This window comes from Actinomyces israelii (assembly GCF_030253495.1).
Classification (GTDB): Bacteria; Actinomycetota; Actinomycetes; order Actinomycetales; family Actinomycetaceae; genus Actinomyces; species Actinomyces israelii.
The window spans coordinates 3,516,875-3,537,518 of record NZ_CP124548.1 but is presented as its reverse complement, the minus strand read 5'-3'; the positions used below and the strand labels follow the sequence as shown (position 1 = coordinate 3,537,518).

Annotated in this window: 16 protein-coding genes; 12 read left to right on the top strand and 4 right to left on the bottom strand. The window is 71.9% G+C overall.

Features of this window, described 5'->3' with window-relative positions:
• Positions 1–148: 148 nt before the first annotated feature.
• From AIF0345_RS14685 to AIF0345_RS14665, 5 genes are all read left to right on the top strand, one after another.
• Positions 149–1,219 (top strand): hypothetical protein, encoded by a 1,071-nt coding sequence (locus tag AIF0345_RS14685; RefSeq protein WP_285296566.1) that lies wholly within the window; start codon positions 149–151, stop codon positions 1,217–1,219.
• A gap of 76 nt (positions 1,220–1,295) precedes the next feature.
• Complete coding sequence (locus AIF0345_RS14680) at positions 1,296–1,910, top strand: Imm5 family immunity protein (protein WP_285296565.1); 615 nt, start codon at positions 1,296–1,298, stop codon at positions 1,908–1,910.
• Between the two features lie 202 nt (positions 1,911–2,112).
• Positions 2,113–2,724 carry an Imm5 family immunity protein gene (locus AIF0345_RS14675; protein ID WP_285296564.1) on the top strand — a complete coding sequence of 204 codons (612 nt, stop codon included), beginning with the start codon at positions 2,113–2,115 and terminating at the stop codon, positions 2,722–2,724.
• Positions 2,725–2,874: 150 nt separating this feature from the next.
• A complete protein-coding gene (locus AIF0345_RS14670; protein WP_285296563.1) occupies positions 2,875–3,489 on the top strand; it encodes an Imm5 family immunity protein in 615 nt (204 codons plus the stop codon).
• A gap of 183 nt (positions 3,490–3,672) precedes the next feature.
• Positions 3,673–4,290: an Imm5 family immunity protein gene (locus AIF0345_RS14665; protein ID WP_285296562.1), complete on the top strand. Its 618-nt coding sequence runs from the start codon at positions 3,673–3,675 to the stop codon at positions 4,288–4,290.
• Between the two features lie 428 nt (positions 4,291–4,718).
• Here the strand turns inward: AIF0345_RS14665 and AIF0345_RS16750 are convergent, their stop codons facing one another.
• Positions 4,719–4,871, bottom strand: a complete 153-nt coding sequence (locus AIF0345_RS16750) for an antitoxin VbhA family protein (RefSeq protein WP_353962051.1) — start codon at positions 4,869–4,871, stop codon at positions 4,719–4,721.
• 1,029 nt (positions 4,872–5,900) lie between these two features.
• On the opposite strand from AIF0345_RS16750, the gene AIF0345_RS14660 reads away from it, so the two are divergent.
• The 3 genes from AIF0345_RS14660 (at position 5,901) to AIF0345_RS14650 (ending at position 8,206) form a co-directional block, all read left to right on the top strand.
• Positions 5,901–6,383, top strand: coding sequence for a DcrB/PsbP domain-containing protein (locus AIF0345_RS14660; protein ID WP_268918695.1), 483 nt, complete (start codon positions 5,901–5,903; stop codon positions 6,381–6,383).
• Complete coding sequence (locus tag AIF0345_RS14655) at positions 6,380–7,144, top strand: hypothetical protein (protein ID WP_285296561.1); 765 nt, start codon at positions 6,380–6,382, stop codon at positions 7,142–7,144. The genes AIF0345_RS14660 and AIF0345_RS14655 overlap by 4 nt, the downstream gene beginning before the upstream one ends.
• Before the next feature lie 78 nt (positions 7,145–7,222).
• Positions 7,223–8,206 carry a type 1 glutamine amidotransferase gene (locus tag AIF0345_RS14650; protein WP_285296560.1) on the top strand — a complete coding sequence of 328 codons (984 nt, stop codon included), beginning with the start codon at positions 7,223–7,225 and terminating at the stop codon, positions 8,204–8,206.
• Between the two features lie 149 nt (positions 8,207–8,355).
• Here the strand turns inward: AIF0345_RS14650 and AIF0345_RS14645 are convergent, their stop codons facing one another.
• Complete coding sequence (locus tag AIF0345_RS14645) at positions 8,356–10,035, bottom strand: DNA repair helicase XPB (protein WP_285296559.1); 1,680 nt, start codon at positions 10,033–10,035, stop codon at positions 8,356–8,358.
• 167 nt (positions 10,036–10,202) lie between these two features.
• Entirely contained in the window at positions 10,203–11,201 is a 999-nt protein-coding gene (locus tag AIF0345_RS14640) for an arginase family protein (RefSeq protein ID WP_285296558.1), read from the bottom strand.
• Positions 11,202–11,478: 277 nt separating this feature from the next.
• Between AIF0345_RS14640 and AIF0345_RS14635 the strand changes: the two genes are divergently transcribed.
• Together AIF0345_RS14635 and AIF0345_RS14630 are read left to right on the top strand one after the other, a co-directional pair.
• Positions 11,479–13,911 carry a helicase-associated domain-containing protein gene (locus AIF0345_RS14635; RefSeq protein WP_285296557.1) on the top strand — a complete coding sequence of 811 codons (2,433 nt, stop codon included), beginning with the start codon at positions 11,479–11,481 and terminating at the stop codon, positions 13,909–13,911.
• Positions 13,912–14,828: 917 nt separating this feature from the next.
• Positions 14,829–16,265 carry a DUF3027 domain-containing protein gene (locus tag AIF0345_RS14630; RefSeq protein ID WP_285296556.1) on the top strand — a complete coding sequence of 479 codons (1,437 nt, stop codon included), beginning with the start codon at positions 14,829–14,831 and terminating at the stop codon, positions 16,263–16,265.
• 78 nt (positions 16,266–16,343) lie between these two features.
• Here the strand turns inward: AIF0345_RS14630 and AIF0345_RS14625 are convergent, their stop codons facing one another.
• Positions 16,344–17,321: an NAD(P)-dependent oxidoreductase gene (locus AIF0345_RS14625; RefSeq protein WP_043559996.1), complete on the bottom strand. Its 978-nt coding sequence runs from the start codon at positions 17,319–17,321 to the stop codon at positions 16,344–16,346.
• A gap of 249 nt (positions 17,322–17,570) precedes the next feature.
• Here AIF0345_RS14625 and AIF0345_RS14620 point away from each other — a divergent pair, with 249 nt between their 5' ends.
• Together AIF0345_RS14620 and AIF0345_RS14615 are read left to right on the top strand one after the other, a co-directional pair.
• Positions 17,571–19,028 (top strand): NCS2 family permease, encoded by a 1,458-nt coding sequence (locus AIF0345_RS14620; protein ID WP_268917132.1) that lies wholly within the window; start codon positions 17,571–17,573, stop codon positions 19,026–19,028.
• A 256-nt stretch (positions 19,029–19,284) separates the two neighbouring features.
• Complete coding sequence (locus tag AIF0345_RS14615) at positions 19,285–20,568, top strand: MFS transporter (RefSeq protein WP_268917131.1); 1,284 nt, start codon at positions 19,285–19,287, stop codon at positions 20,566–20,568.
• Positions 20,569–20,644: the final 76 nt, after the last annotated feature.

Here is a 20,644-nt window from a genome sequence, read left to right as displayed (position 1 = left end):
AAAGACCGCTTTCAGGGCTGTCCGAGACACGCCCGGCAGTCCAGAGCTGACCGGTGACGCCGGCGCGGTAGCCGGAGGCGCCCAGACCTGGACAAACATCTCCGAGCACCTGGGCACCTGCAGCCAGGACCTGACGACCTCGCTGACTGTGCGCCTGGGGGACCAGTCCTCAGCGACCCTGACAGCGTATAAGTCCTTCCAGGCCGGCACCGCGGCGCGCCTGTCAGTGGTGGCGGCCCTGGCAGGAGCGGTGTCCACCGGCCTTGGCGTGGCCTCGATGATAGTCCAGACGGTCCATGACCTGGTGCGCGACGCGATCGCCGACGTGCTGGGCAAGCTCATCTCCAAGGGCCTGGAGATCATTATGACCGCCGGCGTGGGCACGGCCGCGGCGATCGCCTCCCTGGTGGCCGACGTCAGCCAGTGGACCACCCGCCTGTCACGCGAGGTCAAGAGCGTGGTGACCACATCCTCCAACCTCGGTGACCTGTTCCGGCGGGCCAGGATCGCCATCGACGACCTGGCCGCCACCGCCGAGCACGGCCTGGCCTCCCTGGCCGGGCAGCCCGCCACGGCCATGGCCGCAGCCGGCGGCACCAGAGGTGCCAGAGGCGCCAGCAGGAGTGCGCACGGCGCGCGCGGCGGCCGGGGCGCAGGAACCGGCCACAACGGCGGCACGGGCGGCACAGGCGGCGGTAAAGGACACGGAGGCGCAGGCGACGGCGGCGCAGGAGGCACCGGACACGGGACCGCCGGCGGGGACAAGACCCCCGACCCCGAGATGATCAGACGCTCCCAGGAAGCCCAGCAACGCGCACAAAACACCAAAGACGGGCTGCCCGATACAAAAAAGGGTCGCAGAAAAGCAACTTCGTCGGACCATAATCAGACTCTTAGCGGCTGGAGCCTGGACCGCCCCAGTGGCTTCCAGAAGCCCAATGTCGATGAGGTCCTCGCCAAGCAGGAGGAGATCGGCCATCCCGTCAAACGCGCCGGTGCAAGCGATCATGGGGTTGATGGGCAGTACTATGCCTCGCACGCGGAGCGGCAGGAGTCGATCACGGCCAAGGAGCCGGCCATCGGTGTAGCGAAGGAGCTCTGCGATGACTGTCCGGGCTACTTCAGCAGGCTCGCCCAGCACGAGGGAAGATGCTGGTACGTCACCGACCCGGACGGGACATGGATATTCTACCCCGACGGCACAGTGGTAAAGCCTTGAACAACATCATGACGCAACCGATCGATATTATGCTCGGATCGGATGGCGCTGGAGAGCAACGGATGAGGAGGGTGTCATGATTGACATGGATGCAGTGAATCGGGAGATCGAGGCCGGCCGGGCCGAGCTGGCCGCCAGCGACAAGGCGATCCTGTCCCTGGCGACCCGCACGCGGATCTGGAGGGCCATGCTGGACCCCCAGGACCACGAGGCCTCATACCGCCGCTTTATCGAGTTAGACATGAGGTGTGTCCGCCATGTCCAGGGCTTCTGGGACCGCGCATTCCCGGGAGACCAGCGAGTCGAGGAGATGCTCACCCTCGCCCAGGAGCTCATCGACCGCCAGGCGGACGAACGTCAGGCCGAGAGGCGCGCGAGAATTTTTGTTATGAATGTCTTCGATGAGGTGGATGACTACAACGCCATCACCCAGCCCGCGGTCTTCGTCGCTGACGGGGCTTCACACATGGTGACGTCGGCTTGTCATCGCGATCCTATCTACTACGTATCGGGGGAGACGGATGATGATGATGAGCTTCTCCCGGATTCTCTTGAGACCAGTTACAGCTGCTCGGGTGCTGCTGCTGGTGCGTTGAATTGGCAGCCGATTGAGGAGACTGATGTGTCGGCTCGTCGGGCGTTCTGGACGTGGTACCTGGATGAGGCGATCCCGCAGGTGCTGGCCGACTGAGGTCCGCAGGGGGCAGTGCCCGCAGGGGGCGGTGCCCGTAGGGGCCGGTGGCTGCTGGGGTGGCAGGGTTCCTGTGAGCACGGGCATCTGCCTGGATCCCCGAGCTACCGCCACCGTCGCATTGGGTCGGGCCGACCGCCGAGATGAGCACCGTTGGCGGTCGGGCTTCTCCGGGCGCGGCGCACGGAGGAGAATAGGGCGCATGATCGACACGGACGCAGTGGACCGTCAGATCGAGGCCGGGCGGGCCGAGCTGGCCGCCAGCAGCAAGGCGATCCTGTCACTGGCGACCCGCACGCGGATCTGGGAGGCCATGCTGGACCCCCAGGACCACGAGGCCTCATACCGCCGCTTTCTCGAGTTAGACATGAGGTGTGTCCGCCATGTCCAGGGCTTCTGGGACCGCGCATTCCCGGGAGACCAGCGGGTCGAGGAGATGCTTACCCTGGCACAGGAGCTCATCGACCGGCAGACGGACCCGCAACAAGCCGACAGACGTGCAGGCGCCTTCATCGTCCAGATGGACAATGAGGTGAAAAATTTTGATGCTATTAGCCAACCAGCATACCTCGTTGCCAATGGGACGTCGCACGTGGTGATGTCGGCTTGTCATCGCGATCCTATCTACTACGTATCGGGGGAGGCGGACGATGATGATGACCTGCTTCCGGACTCGCTTGAGACGAGTTATAGTTGCGCCAGTGCAGCCTCTAATGCTCTGAATTGGATGTCGATTGAGGAGACTGATGTGTCGGCTCGTCGGGCGTTTTGGACGTGGTACCTGGATGAGGCGATCCCGCAGGTGCTGGCGTAGGGGTCCGGCTGGGGTGGCAGGGTTCCTGTGAGCGCGGGCGTCTGCCTGGATCCTTGAGCCGCCGGTGCGTCGGGTCGGGGCGACCGCCGAGATGAGCATCGTTGGCGGTCGGGCTTCTCCGGGTGCGGCGCATGGAGGAGAATAGGGCGCATGATTGACATGGACGCAGTGGGCCGTCAGGTCGAGGCCGGCCGGGCCGGGCTGGTCGCCAGCGACAAGGCGATCCTGTCCCTGGCGACTCGCACGCGGATCTGGAGGGCCATGCTGGATCCGCAGGACGATGAGGCCTCATACCGGCGTCGGATCGAGCTGCAGGTGGCATGTGTGCGTCGTGTGCAGCATCTTTGGGACCGGGCCTTTCCCGGTGATGGCAGGGTTGAGGAGATGCTTACTCTGGCCCGGGGACTCGTTGGCCAGCAGGTGGACGCGCGCCAGGCCGAGAGACAGGCTGAAAGTTTTTTCGTCCACGTCAACAATGAGGTGGATGATTTCAACGCTGTCACTCAGCCTGCGTTCTTCGTCGCCGATGCCGCGTCCAAAACAGTAATCTCGGCCTGCTATCGAAACCCCGACTACGACACTGCAGGCGATGACACGGATGATGATGAGTTGCTTCCGGATTCTCTTGAGACGAGTTGCTGTTGCGCTAGCGCCGCCAGCAACGCCCTGAACTGGCAGCCGATTGAGAAGACTGATGTGTCGGCTCGTCGGGCGTTTTGGACGTGGTACCTGGACGTGGCGATCCCGCAGGTGCTGGCCAGTTGACGCTTGTTGGGGTGATATGGCTGGGGTGGTGGAATCGATCGGTCGCCACCGGCATGGTTGATCGGCTGTGTTTTCGGCTTGTCGTCGTCCCATCACGTCGCGTCGGGTCGGGCCGACCGCCGAGATGAGCACCGTTGGCGGTCGGGCTTCTCCGGGCGCGGCGCACGGAGGAGAATAGGGCGCATGATCGACACGGACGCAGTGGACCGTCAGATCGAGGCCGGGCGGGCCGAGCTGGCCGCCAGCGACAAGGCGATCCTGTCCCTGGCGACCCGCACGCGGATCTGGAGGGCCATGCTGGACCCCCAGGACAACGAGGCGACCTGTATTCGTAGGACCAAGTTGAAGATGGCATGTGTGCGCCACGTGCAACATCTTTGGGACCGGGCCTTCCCAGGAGACGGCAGGGTCGAGGAGATGCTCACCCTGGCACAGGAGCTCATCAACCAGCAGGCGGATGTGCGCCAAGCCGAACGACGTGCGAAGACTTTTGTCATGGACGTCTTCGACGAGATGGATGACTACAACGCCATCACCCAACCCGCGGTCTTCGTCGCCGATGCGGCCTCACACACAGCAAGTTCAGCCTGTCATCGTAATCCCGACTACGATACTGTGGATGATGACGACACAGATGATGATGAGCTTCTCCCGGATTCTCTTGAGACCAGTTACAGCTGCTCGGGTGCTGCTGCTGGTGCGTTGAATTGGCAGCCGATTGAGGAGACTGATGTGCCGGCTCGTCGGGCGTTCTGGACGTGGTACCTGGATGAGGCGATCCCGCAGGTGATGGCCGACTGATCTACTGGTGGGGCCTGACTAGTGCGGCTCTTTGCTGTCGAGGTTGTTCTTTCCGCCAAGGTGGCGGGACCATACGTCGGCGGGCCGCAGTCGGTCCTGCCGCCCTGTTCGTCGTCGTCAACTGATGGCGTCATGCTGGGCCAGCCCTCCAGATGACCTACACCTGGAGGGCCGTCCCAGCATGATGTGCGGCTGTGGGAGCGGTCCTCTGCGGCCCTGACGGCGTATAAGTCGTTCCAGCCATATCCTGGAACAGGTGCCGATGGATCGCGCGCAACTCATCGAGGTCTCCGGTCGGCCTCACCGGTCGATCCATGAGTTGCACTAGCCGGGCGAACGAAAGGTCGCCCTCGGCCTCGTCGAGAGTGGCCCTTGTACGTGCGCCGACCTTGTTCCTCAGTAGACCTGTCTCGGGGTCAAGGTACGGGTCAACGGGCTCGGTCGAGTCCATAGCGGGCGCGTGCTCGTGCCACCAACTCATCCGAGCTGATGCGACCGGCGACGTACTCCTGGGCATCTTGACGCCCCGCGACTGTCACCGGCAGGCCCTCCATCTCGCCGCTGTGAATCGCCTCAGACACGCGCTGGCCGCGCCCGGCCGCTTCCGGGGCGGGTGGAGACCAACAGGCCCCTGCCCGGGCGGCCCCAGGAGCGCTACCCCCGGACGCGACGCGGCAGGCAAGACCCCGGTGGCCAGCACCATCGAGACCCGCGCCCAGCGCGGGCTGGGAGGGGCCCGGTTGCCGGCGGTGTCCAACGTCTCCACAGTGCCCCGCGCTCCGTGATCACTCAGGCGATCGTCCCAGGAACCACCGACCGTCGGCAACCTGATCCCGCCTCAAAGCTGATCGTCGACGGCACACCGATACCCTGCCTACCTGGAAGAACCACCCCGAGCGCTAGTCGGGAAAGCGCAAGACCGCCGGGCACAACGCGTCCGGTCGCCTGCACCTTGGCCGGCCACCTGGCCCGGCTCCCGGCCACCCTGCCCGGACGCACCCACGACACGACCGCATCAGGGCCACCGACCAGCCCGAGCAGGCCCCGGGAAGGGCGAGCAGACCTCCGCCACGTCGGCGGCAAGGGCTGGGCCGAACTGGGAATGATCACCCCAGGCGCCAACCCGCCAAGCCGCCCCTCCGTCCCGACGACAAGCCCCGGAGCGTCTCCCAATCACGCCGACAGACAACGATTTTGTTTAATTTCAGCCATACCTCGATGAGGCGATCCCGGCGGTTCTCGCCGGCTGATGGAGGAGCATGCGCTTCCCCCGTCCACGGCGCAGGCCCGGGAGTGCCGCCGGGCAGGCTCCCCGCCCGCCGACCGCCCGCCGTGCCGCCGGGCGGGCCCCGCCTGCTCTCCGTCCGCCGGGCCCTCCGCCGACACCGCGCCGACCGCCGTCGGCCACTGACAGGCCACTGACGAGCCACTGACAAGACGGAGCCCGCGGACGCGCGCCCGCCTCGACGCTACGCTGGTGGCCTCACCGGCGAGACGGCCGGCGCCGGGCCTGGGGCCTCGAGGGCCGCAGGGGCCCCGGCGCCGGCCCGGGCCCGCCGGCCCGGGCCCGCCGCGCCGGAGACCCCCGCACGCAAGGGATGGGAAGAACAATGCGTGACACAATCAATGTCCGGCTCGCCCCGGGGTGGCAGACGATCACCCTGGAGGACCTGTCCGGACTGCCCGCGGGCCTGCTCGACGCCGCGGGCGACACGGTGCGGTACGTGGCGGCGGCCGTGCCCGCCACCCGCACCTACGCCCCCAACCTCGTGGCCGTGCGCACGACGCTCGCCCCGGACGAGGACCCCGAGGAGGTCCTGGTCGGCTCGGCCCGCGTCATGGCGGACAGCGTCCCCGGCATGCGCATGATCGACGAGTTCCCGGCCGCCGGCAGCCCCGAGGGGCGGCGGCTGCGCAGCGGCATCTACATCCTCGACGACGAGGCCCTGACCCTGTTCCAGGTGGCCTGGCTGGATCGCAGCGCCGAGGGCACCCACCTGTGGACCGTGACCTTCACGTGCGCCACCCGCGAGTTCGGCGCCGTCTCCGAACAGTTCCTGGCCATGAGCGACACCCTGGAGGTGACGGCATGAGCTCCTTCGACACCGATCGTGGCGTCATCGTCCTGGAGGCCGCCCAGTGGGACGTCCTGGAGCGCATGCTCACCGGGCCCGCCGCCGAGCGCGCCACCTACGCGGAAGGCGCCCTGGCCGGCCTGGAGGACCTGGGCGTGATCGACCCCTACGGCCCGACGGAGGCGGCCCGGGGCGTGCTCGCGGGCCTCGTGACGGCCGACGCCCGGTACGTCCTGCGCCGCCTCGACCCGGCCGATGCGGTGAGCGTGCGCGACCTGGTCATCTTCCTGGCCGCGCCGCGGTGCACCATTGCGCGCTACGACGCCGACGGCGTCCACATCTACGCCTGCGACGACGTCGAGGTCCCCCACATCGCCCTGGCCAACGACCACCTCTACCCCCGGCCCGTGATCGACGACGGCCCCGAGGAGATCTTCGACACCCTCGCCTCCGCCGCGCGCCTGGCGGACATCGAGGCCGCCGTGCGTCTCATGCAGGTCATTGGGCGCAACGGGCCGCGCGCCTCCAGCTTCGTCCGCGACGCCGAGGCCGGGCAGTGGACCATGGTGATGCGCATGCGCCAGGACCGGGACCGGGACGGCTTCACCCTCACCGGGCAGATGCTGACCCTCGGCGTGCGCTCCATGCTCTACGAGATCATGGAGCAGCCCGGCCCCCTCACCGACCCCGGCGGCACTCCGACGAACATCCCTCTGCGGCCTGTGCTCGGCACCGAGGTCTGGGCCACGATCAGCTCCTGGATGTGGGCCATGCCCTGAGGGGCGCCCGCCCCGGCCCGCCTGCGCGCCCGCGCCCTCGTGTTGCGGCTCTGACAGGGAGAGGTCACCCTTGTGGCCATGATTGATAACCCGAACTCATCTGCGGCGGTGGCGGCCGCCCGCGCCGCCCGGCCCGAGCGGGGAGCCGCACCTGCGTCAGTGCCGGCGTCGGTGCCGACCTCAGCGCCGGTGGTCACCGTCGTCGAGCCCGAGGCCTTCGCGCCCCTGGGCCGCCTGGGCGAGTGGCTCTTCGCCGAGGGCGCCTCCCTGCGCATGGTGCGGCCCTGGTCCGGTGATGCGATCCCCGACCTGTCCCAGATCGACGGCGGCCTCGTCGTCCTGGGCGGGGCCATGAGCGCGCACGACGACGTCGAGCACCCCTGGCTGGCGGACCTGCGCGCCCTGCTGCGGGACGCGGTGACCGAGCGCGTGCCAGCGGTCGCGATCTGCCTGGGCGCCCAGGTCGCCGCCGAGGCGCTGGGCGGGGCCACCGCGGTCCCCTCTCCGCACGGGGGCGAGGGCGGCGTCGTCGAGCTGGAGCTGACCGAGGCCGCCGCGGGCGACGCCGTCTTCTCCGAGATCGTGGACGAGGCCGTGCGCGCCGCGGTGCGGGCCGGCGTCCCCACCCGGGACGGCACCCGGCTGCCCGTCATCGTCTCCCACGACGACGGCGTCGTCCGCCTGCCCCAGGAGGCGACGCTGCTGGCCGCCTCCGCCGGCGCTCCGGTGCAGGCGTGGCGCGCGGGTAAGCTCCTGGCCCTCCAGCACCACCCCGAGTCCACGCCGGCGCGCATCGAGTACTGGCGGGCCCGGTCGGCGGCCCGCGCCCTGGGCGTCGTCGAGGGCGAGGAGGAGGCCGAGGCGCTGCCCGACTCCGAGCTGCCCGCCGAGGCCGTCGAGGCGGGTGCGCGCGCCCGCGCCGACGCCGAGAGGGTCGAGCCGGTCATCCAGGCCTTCGGCAGGGCCCTGGCCCGGATCCTGGTGCGCAACGCGCGGGCCCGCGCGGCTCACACCGCCCGCACCGGCCGCGCAGCCGCGGCGCCCGCCGTCGTGCAGGGCTGACGACGGCAAGATCCAGACGTCGAGATAGACGTTTTCGGACGAGGTAGACGGTGACACCGTCTACCTCGTCCGAAAACGTCTATCTCGACGGGGCGGGGCCGGGGCAGGGCCGGCGCAGGCGCGGGGCCGGCGCAGGCGCGGGCCCCGCCCTACAGGTCTCCGGCGTCGATAATGTCGTAGCCGTAGCCCTGCTCGGCCAGGAAGCGCTGCCGGTGGGCGGCGAGCTCCTGGTCGATCGTGTCGCGGGTGACGACCGTGTAGAAGTGCGCCTGGCGCCCATCCTCCTTGGGCCGCACGATCCGCCCCAGCCGCTGCGCCTCCTCCTGGCGGGACCCGAAGGAGCCGGACACCTGCACGGCCACGCTGGCGCCCGGCAGGTCGATGGAGAAGTTCGCGACCTTGGAGACCACGAGCGTGCTCACCTCCCCAGCACGGAAGGCCCCGTAGAGCCGCTGGCGCTCGCGCACCGTGGTGGCCCCGGTGATGAGCGGGGCGTCCAGGTGCTCGGCGAGCTCCTCGAGCTGATCGACGTACTGGCCGATGACCAGCGCGGACTCCCCGCGGTGGCGGGCCAGCAGCTTGTCCACCACCTCCAGCTTGGCGGGTGTGGCGGCCGCCAGACGGTACTTGTCCTCCTTCTCGGCGGTCGCGTAGGCCATCCGCTCCCCGGAGTCCAGGGCGAGGCGCACCTCGGTGCACACGGCCGGGGCGATCCACCCCTGGTTCTCCAGGTCCTTCCAGGGGGCGTCGTAGCGCTTGGGCCCGATCAGGGAGAAGACCTCGTCCTCGCGCCCGTCCTCGCGCACGAGCGTGGCGGTCAGCCCCAGGCGGCGTCTCGCCTGCAGGTCCGCCGTCATGCGGAAGATCGGGGCGGGCAGGAGGTGGACCTCGTCGTAGACGATGAGCCCCCAGTCGTGGGAGTCCAGCAGGTCCAGGTGCGGGTAGACGCCCTTGCGCTTGGTGGTCAGCACCTGGTACGTCGCGATGGTGACGGGCCGGACCTCCTTGCGGGACCCCGAGTACTCGCCGATCTCGTCCGCGGTCAGGGAGGTGAAGCGCATGAGCTCCTCCTTCCACTGGCGGGCCGAGACGGCGTTGGTGACCAGGATGAGCGTCGTCGTCGAGCTCCTCGCCATGACGGCGGCCCCCACCAGGGTCTTGCCGGCCCCGCAGGGCAGGACGACGACGCCGCTGCCCCCCGACCAGAAGCTCTCCACCGCCTCGGCCTGGTAGGGGCGCAGCGCGAAGGCCCCGGAGGCGTGCGACTGCACCCCGGCCGGGTCGTCGTGCAGGGCGATCGGGTGGGCCTCGCCGTCGACGTAGCCGGCCAGGTCCTCCGCGGGCCAGCCCAGCCTGATGAGGACCTGCTTGAGGTGGCCACGCTCGGAGGGGTGGACGACGACGTCGGCCTCCCCCAGCCGGGTCCCCAGCAGGCCCTGGGTGCGCTTGGAGCGCATGACCTCCTCCAGGACCGGCACGTCCGTGGTGTGCAGGACCAGGCCGTGGGCCGGGTCGGCGACCAGCCGCAGGCGCCCGTAGCGGCCCATGGTCTCGGCGATCTCGGTGAGCAGGGAGTGGGGCACCGGGAAGCGCGAGTAGGTGATCAGGACGTGGACGACGGTCTCGGCGTCCAGCCCGGCCGCCCGGGCGTTCCACAGCGCGAGCGGGGTGATCCGGTAGGTGTGGATGTGCTCGGGGGCCCGCTCCAGCTCGGCGAAGGGCGCAATGGCGCGGCGGGCGTCGTCGGCGTCAGGGTGGGCCGCCTCCAGCAGGACCGACTTGTCGGACTGGACGATGAGGGGGCCGTCGGGCGTCGCAGGGGCTGGCATGACACGAAGTATCCCAAGAGCGGTGCCGCTCCCGCCGTGATTCGGGCGATGCATTGTTCACAGCGTTTCCGTGGTTTTGGGTCGCCGCCACGGCCGCGCCCGGGCCGCGGATGGCGGCCATTGCGCCCGGCTGCCGGGGCTCGGGCGCCGGGAGCCGTCGTTCGCGATCAGCCGTTGACCAGGGGCAGGTCGGCCAGGACCGCGCCCAGGGCGAGGAGCCGCCGGGGGAGGAACTCTGCGATCGTGAGCCCGACGACGTCGCCCGCCTCGCCCAGGTCGGCCACGAGCCGGTGGGCCTGTGCGGCGCTCAGTCCCCCGGGAATGAGCCCAAGACCCAGGGGCAGCTCGTCGGAGTCGATCGTGTCGACGTCGAGGTGGATGGCGAGCCTGGAGGCGCCGGTGGAGCGGAACCAGTCGATGAGAGCCCCGCTGTCGGCGCGCAGGTCCTCGGGGCCGAAGACGGCCAGACCCCACTGGGCGACATGGGCGTAGGCGTCGTCCACCCAGTCGTGCAGGCCGGCCAGCGCGATACGGGACGGGTCGATGGCGGCCGGCAGGTGCTCCAGGACCTCGGGGTCGCCCTTGCCCGCCAGGGCGGTCACGGCCATGGCGTGGTAGCCGTCGTAGCCGGTGTCCGGGGTGTCGGTGTCGGGGTGGGAGTCGACCCAGACCACGGCCAGGTCCTCCCGGTACTGCGCCGCCAGGTGGGCGAAGGGGGCCACCGACACCGAGCAGTCACCGCCGATGGTGAGGATCCGCCGGGCCTCCGGGTGGGCGCGGATGCGGTCCAGGGCGGCGTCGATGCCGGCCAGGACGGCGCTGCGCGACTCGATGCCGCCGGTGGAGCCTTCGGCGCCGTCGGGCCCGGCGAGCTCCTCCAGGGACACCGGCACGATCTCGGTGGGGCCGCCCGACGGCGGGAGCATGGCGGCCAGGGCCCGGGCGCCGGCGACGTAGCCGCGGCGGGCGACCTGGATGGGCAGCTCGGGGACGAGGAGCCCCGCGTTGTCGTAGCCGGCGCCCTGCCACTGCGGCCAGATCAGACGCAGGGCGGTGGGGTCGGTGGCGGCGGGGTAGGACGGGAGGAAGCCTGGGATGATAGGACTGGCCGATGCCGCCGGCTCGGTCGGCTCGGTCGATGCGGTCGGTTCAGCGTCATTGCCCACTCGTCCACTGTAACCGGCGGGCGGCGCGTATGAGTGAGCAATAACGTAGGGATGCGACCGGGATCGTTTCGCTCCGGGGCCGAGCCGCTCGCTTCGGGTCGCCGCGGCGGCCGCGCGGGGCGCCCGCCCCAGGCGTCGGGGGAGCGCGCTGGTCAGACCGGTATCGGCCTGGACAGGTACCCGCCCGCCCCGGGCGTCGGGGGAGCGCGCGGGGCGCCCGCCCCGGTGGCGTCCTCCGCGGGTGCCGGGCACGCACAGGGGCACTAGAGTAGTGAGAATGAGCATAGGGGAGCAGTGCGGCGGGGACGAGAAACGCAGCGAACGGAGCCCCCGCGCCCCGACCGCCGGCGGCGCGAGCCTGAAGGACCTCGCCGGGCACCTGGCGGCCCTGCCAGACGCCGACGTCATCGGGCTCTTCACCGCCCGCCCCGACCTGACCACCCCGCCGTCCGCCTCCTTCACCGCGCTCGCCGCCCGGGCCGGCGCGCGCCCCAGCGTGGAGGCGGCCCTGGCGCACCTGGACACCCCCACCCTCGCCGTCGCCGAGGCCGTCGTCGCCCTGGAGGAGCAGGACGCCGACGCCCTGGCCGCGGCGCTCGACCTGGAGCCCGAGGACGTCGCCGCCCGCCTGGAGCGGCTCGCCCGGCTCGCCCTGGTGATCGACTCCGGGCCCGTGACCGGCCTGGCCGACGCCTTCGGCCCGCACCCCTTCGGCCTGGGGCCCGCGGCCGCCGACCCGATCGCCCTCCCGCCGCCCCTGTCTGAGCTGCGCGCCGAGGCGGGCAAGGCCTCCGAGGCCGCGCTCGCCATGCTGCGGGCCCTCACGTGGGGGCCGCCCGTGGGCACGCTGCGCGTCGGCGGCAAGGCGCCCGGCGCGGCCGAGCTCGTGCGCCGCGGCTGGCTGGCGTGCGACCACGACACCGCCGGCCGCACCCGTTTCGTCATGCCCCGGCAGGTCGCGCTCGCGCTGCGCGGCGGCCGCCTGACCCGCGAGCCCCTCAGGGCACCCGAGCCGGACGACCTGGAGGTCCTGTCCGCCGACGCCGTCGCCGCGGAGGCCACCCGCCACGGTGAGGAGACCGTCCGCCTGGTGGGCGCCCTGCTCGACGAGTGGGGCCGCGAGGGCGGGCCGATCCTGCGCACCGGCGGCGTGGGCGTGCGCGCGCTGGGCCGCACCGCCGAGGCCCTCGGCGTCGAGCCCGCCACCGCCGCCTCGCTCATTGAGGCCGCCGCGGCCACCGGGCTCCTCGGGCTCGACGACGACGGCGCCGCCTGGGTGCCCGCCCGCACGGCCGCCGCCTGGCTGAGGGCCGAGTTGCCCGAGCGCTGGGCCGCCCTGGTGGTCGCCTGGCCCACCAGCGCCCGCACCGCCTGGCTCGTCGGCCGGCGCGGCGACGACGGCATCCTGCGTCCTGTGCTGGGCGCCGACGTCGAGGCGGCCTGGGCCCGCACCTTGCGCCGCCGCGTGCTGAGGCTGCTCGCCTCGCTGCCGGTGGGGACGGCGGTCACCCCGATGTGGGTGCGGGCCGCGCTGACCTTCGCCAGGCCGCGGCGGCCCGTGCCCGAGGGGGCGGTGACGGCGGTGCTGGCCGAGGCCGAGCAGCTCGGCCTGACCGGGGGCGGGGCGCTGAGCAGCGCCGGGCGCCTCCTGGCCGGATCCTCGCTCTGGGACGACGGCGGCGCCGGACTGAGTGGGTGGGGCGACGATGCCGCCGGCGCCGGCGCCGGCGCCGGAGGCGGCCTCAGGGCCGACGGGCCGGATGACCGGGAGTCGGAGGAGGACCGGCTCCTGGCCCGGCTGGAGGAGGCCCTCGCCGCCGACCTGCCCGACCCAGTCGACATGCTGCTGGTCCAGTCCGACCTCACCGCGATCGTCCCGGGGCGGCCCGTCCCGGCGTTGGCGGCGGTGCTCGAGCGCTGCGCCGTGATCGAGTCGCGCGGCGGGGCCCTGACCGTCCGGTTCACCGCCGACTCGGTGCGCGGGGCCCTGGACGCCGGCTGCTCCGGCGAAGACATTGTCGAGGAGCTGGCGGCCCACAGCCCGACGCCGCTGCCCTCCGCCCTGACGGTCCTGATCGAGGACGCCGTTCGCCGTCACGGCGCCGTGCGCGTGCGCGAGGCCGTCAGCGTGCTGCGCGTGGGGGACCCGGCGGTGGCGGCCGGGATCGTCGGCGACCCGCAGCTGGCCGGCCTGGCGCTGGCGGAGGTCGGCCCCGGCGTGCTGGCCTCGTCGGTGCCGACGGGGCGGGTGCTGCGCGAGCTGCGCTCGGCCGGGCTCGCCCCCGTCCTGGAGGACGCCTCCGGCCGGCTGCTCGTCGCCGGGGAGGCCGAGCGGGCGCGGCGTGGCGGGGTGCGGGCGCCCGAGCCGGCGTACCCCGGCTCGCAGCACTCGGTGCGCCGCCGCCGTCTCGGGAAGCGCGAGCTCGCGGCGCTGGTCTCGCGACTGCGAGCCGGGGAGCAGATGAGCACCGACTCCGGCGTTCCCGCGAGCGCCGCCACCGACCCCGTGCACGCCCTGGCCCTGCTGCGTCAGGCCCAGGCCTCCCGAACGCAGCTGCGGCTGCGGCTGGCCGGGCCGGACGGGGCCGTGCAGGAGCGGCGGGTGCGAGTGCTCGCCGTCGAGCCGGGGCGGGTGCGGATCGCCGACGTCGTGCGCCAGACCGAGCTGACGGTGGCCGTCCACCGGATCGTGTCGGTCAACGGCGAGTAGGCCGGGCGGCCCGCTCTCCTCCATCTCATCCTTTCTCCTTCCTTTCTCTATAACTTCTCTTCTTCTTCCTTCCTTCGCCACCTCTCCCCCTTCGTCGAGATCGGTCCGGTTCCGGCTCGAGATCGGTCCGTTGGGTCTGGCGGGCGTGTTGGCTGATTGGTGCGGTTGCGTGGGCAGGATCGCCGGCTCCTGCGGCGTCCGCGCATGCCGCCTGGCCTGTATCCGGGTGAGGGCGGGGCGGGTTGTGGGGTGGTCCGCACATGGGAGAGAGGGGGCCCGACGGGGCAGGCGCGGGTTTTCGTTGGAATTATGCGGATCTGCTCCAACCGTCAAGACTGGTTGACGCGCTCCCATGTGCGCAGACCCCCCTCTGCGCACATGGGAGCGCGTCAACTCGTCGTGACGGAAGTCAGGAAATCGCGGAATCATGCGGAAAAGTAGGTAGTCGCCTTGGTGAGGCCCCGTCTCCCATGTGCAACCCGTTCGCGCAGCCCCTCAGGGCGAGCGTATTTCCCGCAGCCCCACGGCGCAGACGCGTTCCTTCGTTCCCAGTCCCGGACGCCGCACCGGGTCACGGTCCGCCCCACAGGCGCTCATCCGCGCGCCTCGATGAACCGGGCGCTCGCGGGGCGGTGGGGCCACCTGCCGCATTCCCCACCGGCGACCCGCCGATCGCAACGGCGATCTCGAGCCGGAACCGGACCGATCTCGGCGAGGAGAGCGCGGTATCTGAAGGCCATTGTCGATGACGCTCATGCTCCGGCGGCCGAGGCCGCCGCCGTCGCGGCCCGCCCGGAGCCCTCGGGCCGCGACGGGCTCGATAGGGTCCGCCGCGACCTCAGGGCTGTGCGACGCGCGCTCGCGGGCCTCCGGGAACCGGTTGAGCGGCCCCGCCAGGGCGCCTCTACACTGGGCGGGTGACTGACGCAGCGACAGATGCATCAACCGCGACCGGCTCCGGGGGCTCCGCAGTCCCGAAGGGGGCGCTGGATCAGGCCGACGTCGAACGGCCCGGCTCCCTGCCGACCAAGGCGGAGAGCACGGCGGCCGCCAAGGACCGGACCCTGACCTCCCCGGCCGCCGTCGAGCGCGCCCGGGAGGCGCTGTACGAGATCACCGAGCCGCTGGCGGTGGGCGAGCACACGGCCGCCAAGCTGCAGGCCGAGCGCCTGGTCACCCACCTGTTCGAGTGCAACCTGGCCGGCTACGACGGCTGGCGCTGGGCGGTGACCATGGCGCGGCCGCCGCGCAGCCGCACCGCGACGGTCTGCGAGCTGGAGCTCCTGCCGGGCGAGGGCGCTCTCCTCGCCCCGCCGTGGGTGCCCTGGGCCGATCGTCTCCGCTCCGGCGACATCGGCCGCTCCGACCGCCTGCCCAGGCGCGAGACCGACGAGCGCCTCGAGCCCGGCTGGGAGGCCGCGGGCGAGGAGGGCGACACGATCGCCCTGGACGAGCTCGACCTGGGCCGCGCCCGCGTGCTCAGCCCCGAGGGCATCCAGCAGGCCGCCCAGCGGTGGTACGACGGCGAGCACGGCCCGGACGCCGACGGCGTCCGCAAGGCGCACGCGAGCTGCTCGACCTGCGGGTTCCTCCTGCCCATCGCCGGGCGGATGCGTCATGTCTTCGGGGTGTGCGCCAACGAGCTGGCGATCGACGACGGCCGGGTCGTGTCCCTCGACCACGGCTGCGGGGCCCACTCCGAGACCGATCTGCCGGACCAGGGGCCCGAGTGGCCGGTGACGCCGTCGTACATGGATGACAGGGCCTTGGAGCCGCTGGGCACCGACGGCGCCTCAATCCGCGGCGGCCGCGGCCAGGCCGCCGAGCGGGCCGATGCCGAGGCTGCTGCCGGAGACGAGAGCGCTTCCGGGGCCGCGGGCGCGCCCGATGTCGAGGAGGAGCCGGCCGCCGGGAGGGCCGGGCGCGCGCCCGCGAAGGCGGGGAAGAGCCCGGGCAGGAGGCGAGCGCGCCGCTCCCGCGGGGCGATGGCGCTGGTGCCGGCCCCAGGCAAGAGCGCGCCGGATGCGGACGAGGAGACGGAGAAGCCGAGAAGGCCCGAGAAGCCGGAGAAGTCGGTCGAGAACCCCGTCGCGCCCCAGGAGGAGCCTGCGCGCACGTCCCGCTCGCGGCGCCCTGCCCGCACCCGCAGGACGACGGCGCCGCGGGAGGACGCCTCCGAGGCGCCGCGGAGGCCCTCGGCCGCAGACGAGCCCGCCGAGCGGGCGGCCGCCGCCCGCGATGCCGTGGCGAGCCTGACGGCCAGGCCGCCGGAGCACGGCGCCGCACCCGAGGCCGAGGGGCCCACGACCCTGGCCGAGCTGGAGGCCCGGCTGCCCGGTCGAGATCGGTCGTAATCCGCGCCGAGACCGGTCCAGTTCCGCGCCGAGACCGGTCCGGGGCGACGGTGCGAGCGGCCCCGACCCGGACCTCCGTCAACGGATGACCAGGGCCTCCAGGCCGCTGACCGGCTCGCCGGGCGGCGTCGCGTCGACCGCAGCCGCGTTGGCGATGATCCGCTCCACCGCCCCGACCACGCGGCCCCCGGCGGCGTGCGGGGTGAGCAGCAGGTTCGGTGCGTCCCAGAGCGTCGAGCCGGCGGGCAGGGGCTCGGGGTCGGTGACGTCGATCCCCGCCCCGCTGATGGTGCCCGAGCGCAGGGCCGCCTCCAGGGCGGCCTGATCGACCGTCGTGCCGCGGCCCACATTGACCACGACGGCGCGGCGCGGCAGCAGCGCGAGCCGCTCGGCGCTCAGCGCCCCCGCGGTCTGTGGCGTGCTCGGCAGCACCATGACCAGCAGGTCGGTCTGCGGCAGGGCCGACTCGATGTCGCAGGCCGCGATGACCTCGAAGCCGGCCCGATCCCCGGCCGAGCGCGCCACCCCGCGCACGCTCGCCCCGAAGGCGGTCAGCAGGCGGGCCGTGGCGGCCCCGATCGCCCCGAAGCCCCATACGAGCGTGCGCGCCTGGTACAGGGTCGTCAGGCGCTGCGGGTCGTGGATCGGGTGGGCCCCGCCCAGGGCCCGGTCCCACTCGTGGCGGTCGGCCGCACGCACCGCCGTCGGCAGGGAGCGCACGCAGCCCAGCGCCAGGGCGGCCGCGTGCTCGGCCACCGTGCGGTCGTGGAAGTGGCGCCCCGAGGTGATCGCCACCGAGTCCGGGAAGCCGGCGGCCAGGACGTTGTCCGGCCCCGCGGCCAGCGTCTGGATCCAGCGCAGGCGGGTGAGGTAGCCGGGCATCTGCGCCAGGACGTCGGCGCGCCCCGGCCCGCCGCCGCCCCACAGGACCATGCCCTCGGCGTCGCGGTGCTCGGCCGGGACGGGCTCGACCTCGCTGAACAGGACGACGTCGTGACCGGCGGCGCGGATGGGGGAGGGGTCGATGTAACCGGCATCGGTCAGGAGGATCTTCATGCCCCCAGCCTCCCACGACGCCGGCGGCCTAGTCCCGGCGCCGAGCAGGAGAGGCGACGACGGCGATCCGGGAGCCGCGACCGCCGCCGGGCCGACGCGCCGGGCCGGGGCGACCCGCTCGCCGCTGTGGCGGCCCGTTCTGGTCCCGATCGCCCCCCGCGCCGGGCCGGGGCGACCGCCGCAGGACCGAGATGTCCGCGCAGCGGGCGTGCCGCGCGCCCGCCCGGTCTCATCTGGAAGGATCGGGTTGTGACTACGCACACCCCCACATCCCAGAAAGCGGCCTCCCGCGGCTCGGTCTTCGACTCCTTCTTCCACATCACCGAGCGCGGCTCGACGCTCGCCCGCGAGATCCGCGGCGGCGTCGTCACGTTCTTCACGATGGCCTACATCCTCGTGCTCAACCCGCTCATCCTGTCCACCCCGCACGAGGGCGTCGCGCCGCTGGGCACCACCGAGCAGATCGCCGCCGGCACCGCCCTGATCGCCGGCGTCATGACGATCCTCATGGGCCTGGTCGCCAACTACCCGATGGCCCTGGCGGCGGGGCTGGGCATCAACGCGATGGTCGCCTACACGCTCGTGGGCACCAGCGGCATGACCTACGCCGACGCCATGGGGCTGATCGTCCTCGAGGGCATCATTATCCTCGTCCTGGTCCTCACCGGCTTCCGCGAGGCCGTCTTCAGGGCGGTCCCCGCCCATATCAAGACCGCCATCAGCGTGGGCATCGGCCTGTTCATCGCCCTGATCGGCCTGGTGGACGCCAAGGTGGTCCGCGCCGGGGGCACGCCGCTGGAGCTGGGACTGGGCGGCTCGTTGCAGGGCTGGCCCGTGCTCGTATTCCTCTTCGGCCTGTTCCTCATGATCATCCTCCACGTGCGCCAGGTGAAGGGCTCCATCCTCATCGGCATCGTCGCCTCCACCGTGCTCGCGGCCGTCATCGAGGCCGCCGCCCACCTGGGAGCCTTCGACGCGCAGACCAACCCGACGGGCTGGTCCCTGTCCGTCCCCTCCCTGTCCGGCTCCCCGGTCGAGCTTCCGGACCCGGCGACGCTGGGGCACTTCAGCCTGCTGGGATCCCTGGACAGGGTCGGCGTCGTGAGCGTCGTCCTGCTCGTCTTCTCCCTGCTGCTCGCCGACTTCTTCGACACCATGGGCACCATGGTCGCCATCGGCGCTGAGGGCGACCTCCTCGGCGAGGACGGCACCCCGCCGAGGACCCGCGAGATCCTCGCCGTCGACTCCCTGGCCGCGATCGCGGGCGGCCTGGGCGGCGTGTCCTCCAACACCTCCTACGTCGAGTCCGCCGCGGGCGTGGGCGAGGGGGCGCGCACCGGCCTGGCCTCCGTGGTCACCGGCGTCTTGTTCCTGCTGAGCATGTTCCTCGCGCCGGTCGTCTCGATGGTTCCCTACGAGGCCGCCACCCCGGCCCTGGTCATTGTCGGCTTCCTCATGATGACCCAGGTGACCGATATCGAGTGGAAGTCCCCGGAGATCGCCCTGCCGGCCTTCATCACCATCATTATGATGCCCTTCTCCTACTCGATCACCAACGGCATCGGCGCGGGCTTCATCGCCTACCTGGTCGTCCAGCTGGCGCGCGGGCGGGTCAAGGAGATCCACCCGCTCATGTGGGTGGCCTCCCTGATGTTCATCATCTACTTCACGCTCACGCCCATCAAGGCGATCCTCGGGGTCGCCTGAGCCGACGACGGCGAGCGCGCGGTGCGCCCCCGTCGGACCGACGCGGGCGTAAAATCAACCGATCCACACAATCACGCGCCCGTCCCGCGGGAGCGCGGAGCCCAGCGCCGGGCACCGGCTGCGCGTCGACGGACACCGATCGTGCGCCCCTGCCCCTCACTGGGCCCGGCCCACTGCCGGCCGGCGCCGACCCCGTCGTCGGACGCGGGCCCGCCCGCTGCGCGCACGTCAACAGAAAACGGAGCCGTCGTCCACCGTGAGCCGCATCTTCGAGTCGCTGAAGTTCCACAACTACCGCGTCTGGTTCTTCGCCGCCCTTGTGACCAACACCGGCACGTGGATGCAGCGCGTGGCCCAGGACTGGCTCGTGCTGCGCATCCTCACCAACGACTCCGCCGCCGCCACGGGGACCACGACCGCTCTCCAGTTCCTGCCGGCCCTGCTGCTGAGCGCGCACGCCGGGCTCGTCGCCGACCGCGTGGACCAGCGCCGGTTCCTGGTGGCCACCCAGAGTGTCATGGGGGTCGTCTCGGCCCTCCTGGCCGCCGACGTCCTGGCGGGGCGCGCCCAGCTGTGGCACGTCTACCTCGCGGCCCTCGCCACCGGCGTGGCCAGCGCCTACGACGCCCCCGCCCGTCAGATCTTCGTGGCGCGAATGGTGCCCTCGGGCGACCTCGCCAACGCCGTCGGCCTGAACTCCGCCTCCTTCAACGCCGCCCGCCTGCTGGGGCCCGCGGCCGCCGGCCTGGTGATCGCCTGGGTCGGGGCGGGCTGGGTGTTCGTGATCAACGCGCTCACCTTCCTCTTCCCGGCCCTGGCGCTGGTGACCATGCGCGTCGCCGAGCTCTACGACCTGCCCCGCGCCGCCCGCGCCAAGGGGCAGGTGCGCGAGGGGCTGGCCTACGTGCGCCACCGCGGCGACCTCATGGTCATTATCGTGGTCATCTCGGTGGTCTCGATGCTCACGCTGAACTTCCAGGTCACCATGGCCGCCATGGTGCGCAGCGCCTTCGACCTGGAGTCCGAGGCCTACGGCACGGTCTCCTCGGTCTTCGCCGTCGGCTCGCTGGCCGGCGCGCTGTGGGCGGCGCGGCGCCGCTGCCCGCGGGTGCGCACGGTGGTGGGCGCCGTCCTCCTCCTGGGGGTCTTCACACTGGTCATGGCCGTCATGCCGACCTACTGGCTCTTCGCCGCCTCCACGGTGCCGGTGGGGCTGTGTGTGCTCACCGTCCTGACCGGCGCCAATCAGACGGTGCAGCTGACGACCGCGCCGGAGGTGCGCGGGCGCGTCATGAGCCTGTACATGATGTGTCTGCTGGGCGTGACGCCGATTGGTGCGCCGCTGATCGGGTGGGTCTCGGACACCTGGGGGCCGCGCATGTCCCTGGCGGTGGGCGGGGCCGCGGCCGTCGTCGTCGCCCTGGTCGCCGTCGTGTGGGCCCGGCGCCACTGGCACGTGAGCCTGTACCCCACCACCCGCACCCACCTGCTGGGCGGCGGGCCCGGGCGCCGGGAGGGCGGGGACGACGACGCCGGGTGAGCCGGGCCCGGCGTCGTGCGGGAGGCCGGTTCCGGCCCCATGCTGCGAGGCGGCTCGATGGCGCCCGGATATCCTG

Coding starts and splice junctions, on each gene's coding strand:
- AIF0345_RS14680 (WP_285296565.1), top strand. CDS start 1,296: ATGATTGACATGGATGCAGTGAATCGGGAGATCGAGGCCGGCCGGGCC.
- AIF0345_RS14675 (WP_285296564.1), top strand. CDS start 2,113: ATGATCGACACGGACGCAGTGGACCGTCAGATCGAGGCCGGGCGGGCC.
- AIF0345_RS14670 (WP_285296563.1), top strand. CDS start 2,875: ATGATTGACATGGACGCAGTGGGCCGTCAGGTCGAGGCCGGCCGGGCC.
- AIF0345_RS14665 (WP_285296562.1), top strand. CDS start 3,673: ATGATCGACACGGACGCAGTGGACCGTCAGATCGAGGCCGGGCGGGCC.
- AIF0345_RS14660 (WP_268918695.1), top strand. CDS start 5,901: ATGCGTGACACAATCAATGTCCGGCTCGCCCCGGGGTGGCAGACGATC.
- AIF0345_RS14655 (WP_285296561.1), top strand. CDS start 6,380: ATGAGCTCCTTCGACACCGATCGTGGCGTCATCGTCCTGGAGGCCGCC.
- AIF0345_RS14650 (WP_285296560.1), top strand. CDS start 7,223: ATGATTGATAACCCGAACTCATCTGCGGCGGTGGCGGCCGCCCGCGCC.
- AIF0345_RS14645 (WP_285296559.1), bottom strand. CDS start 10,035: ATGCCAGCCCCTGCGACGCCCGACGGCCCCCTCATCGTCCAGTCCGAC.
- AIF0345_RS14635 (WP_285296557.1), top strand. CDS start 11,479: ATGAGCATAGGGGAGCAGTGCGGCGGGGACGAGAAACGCAGCGAACGG.
- AIF0345_RS14625 (WP_043559996.1), bottom strand. CDS start 17,321: ATGAAGATCCTCCTGACCGATGCCGGTTACATCGACCCCTCCCCCATC.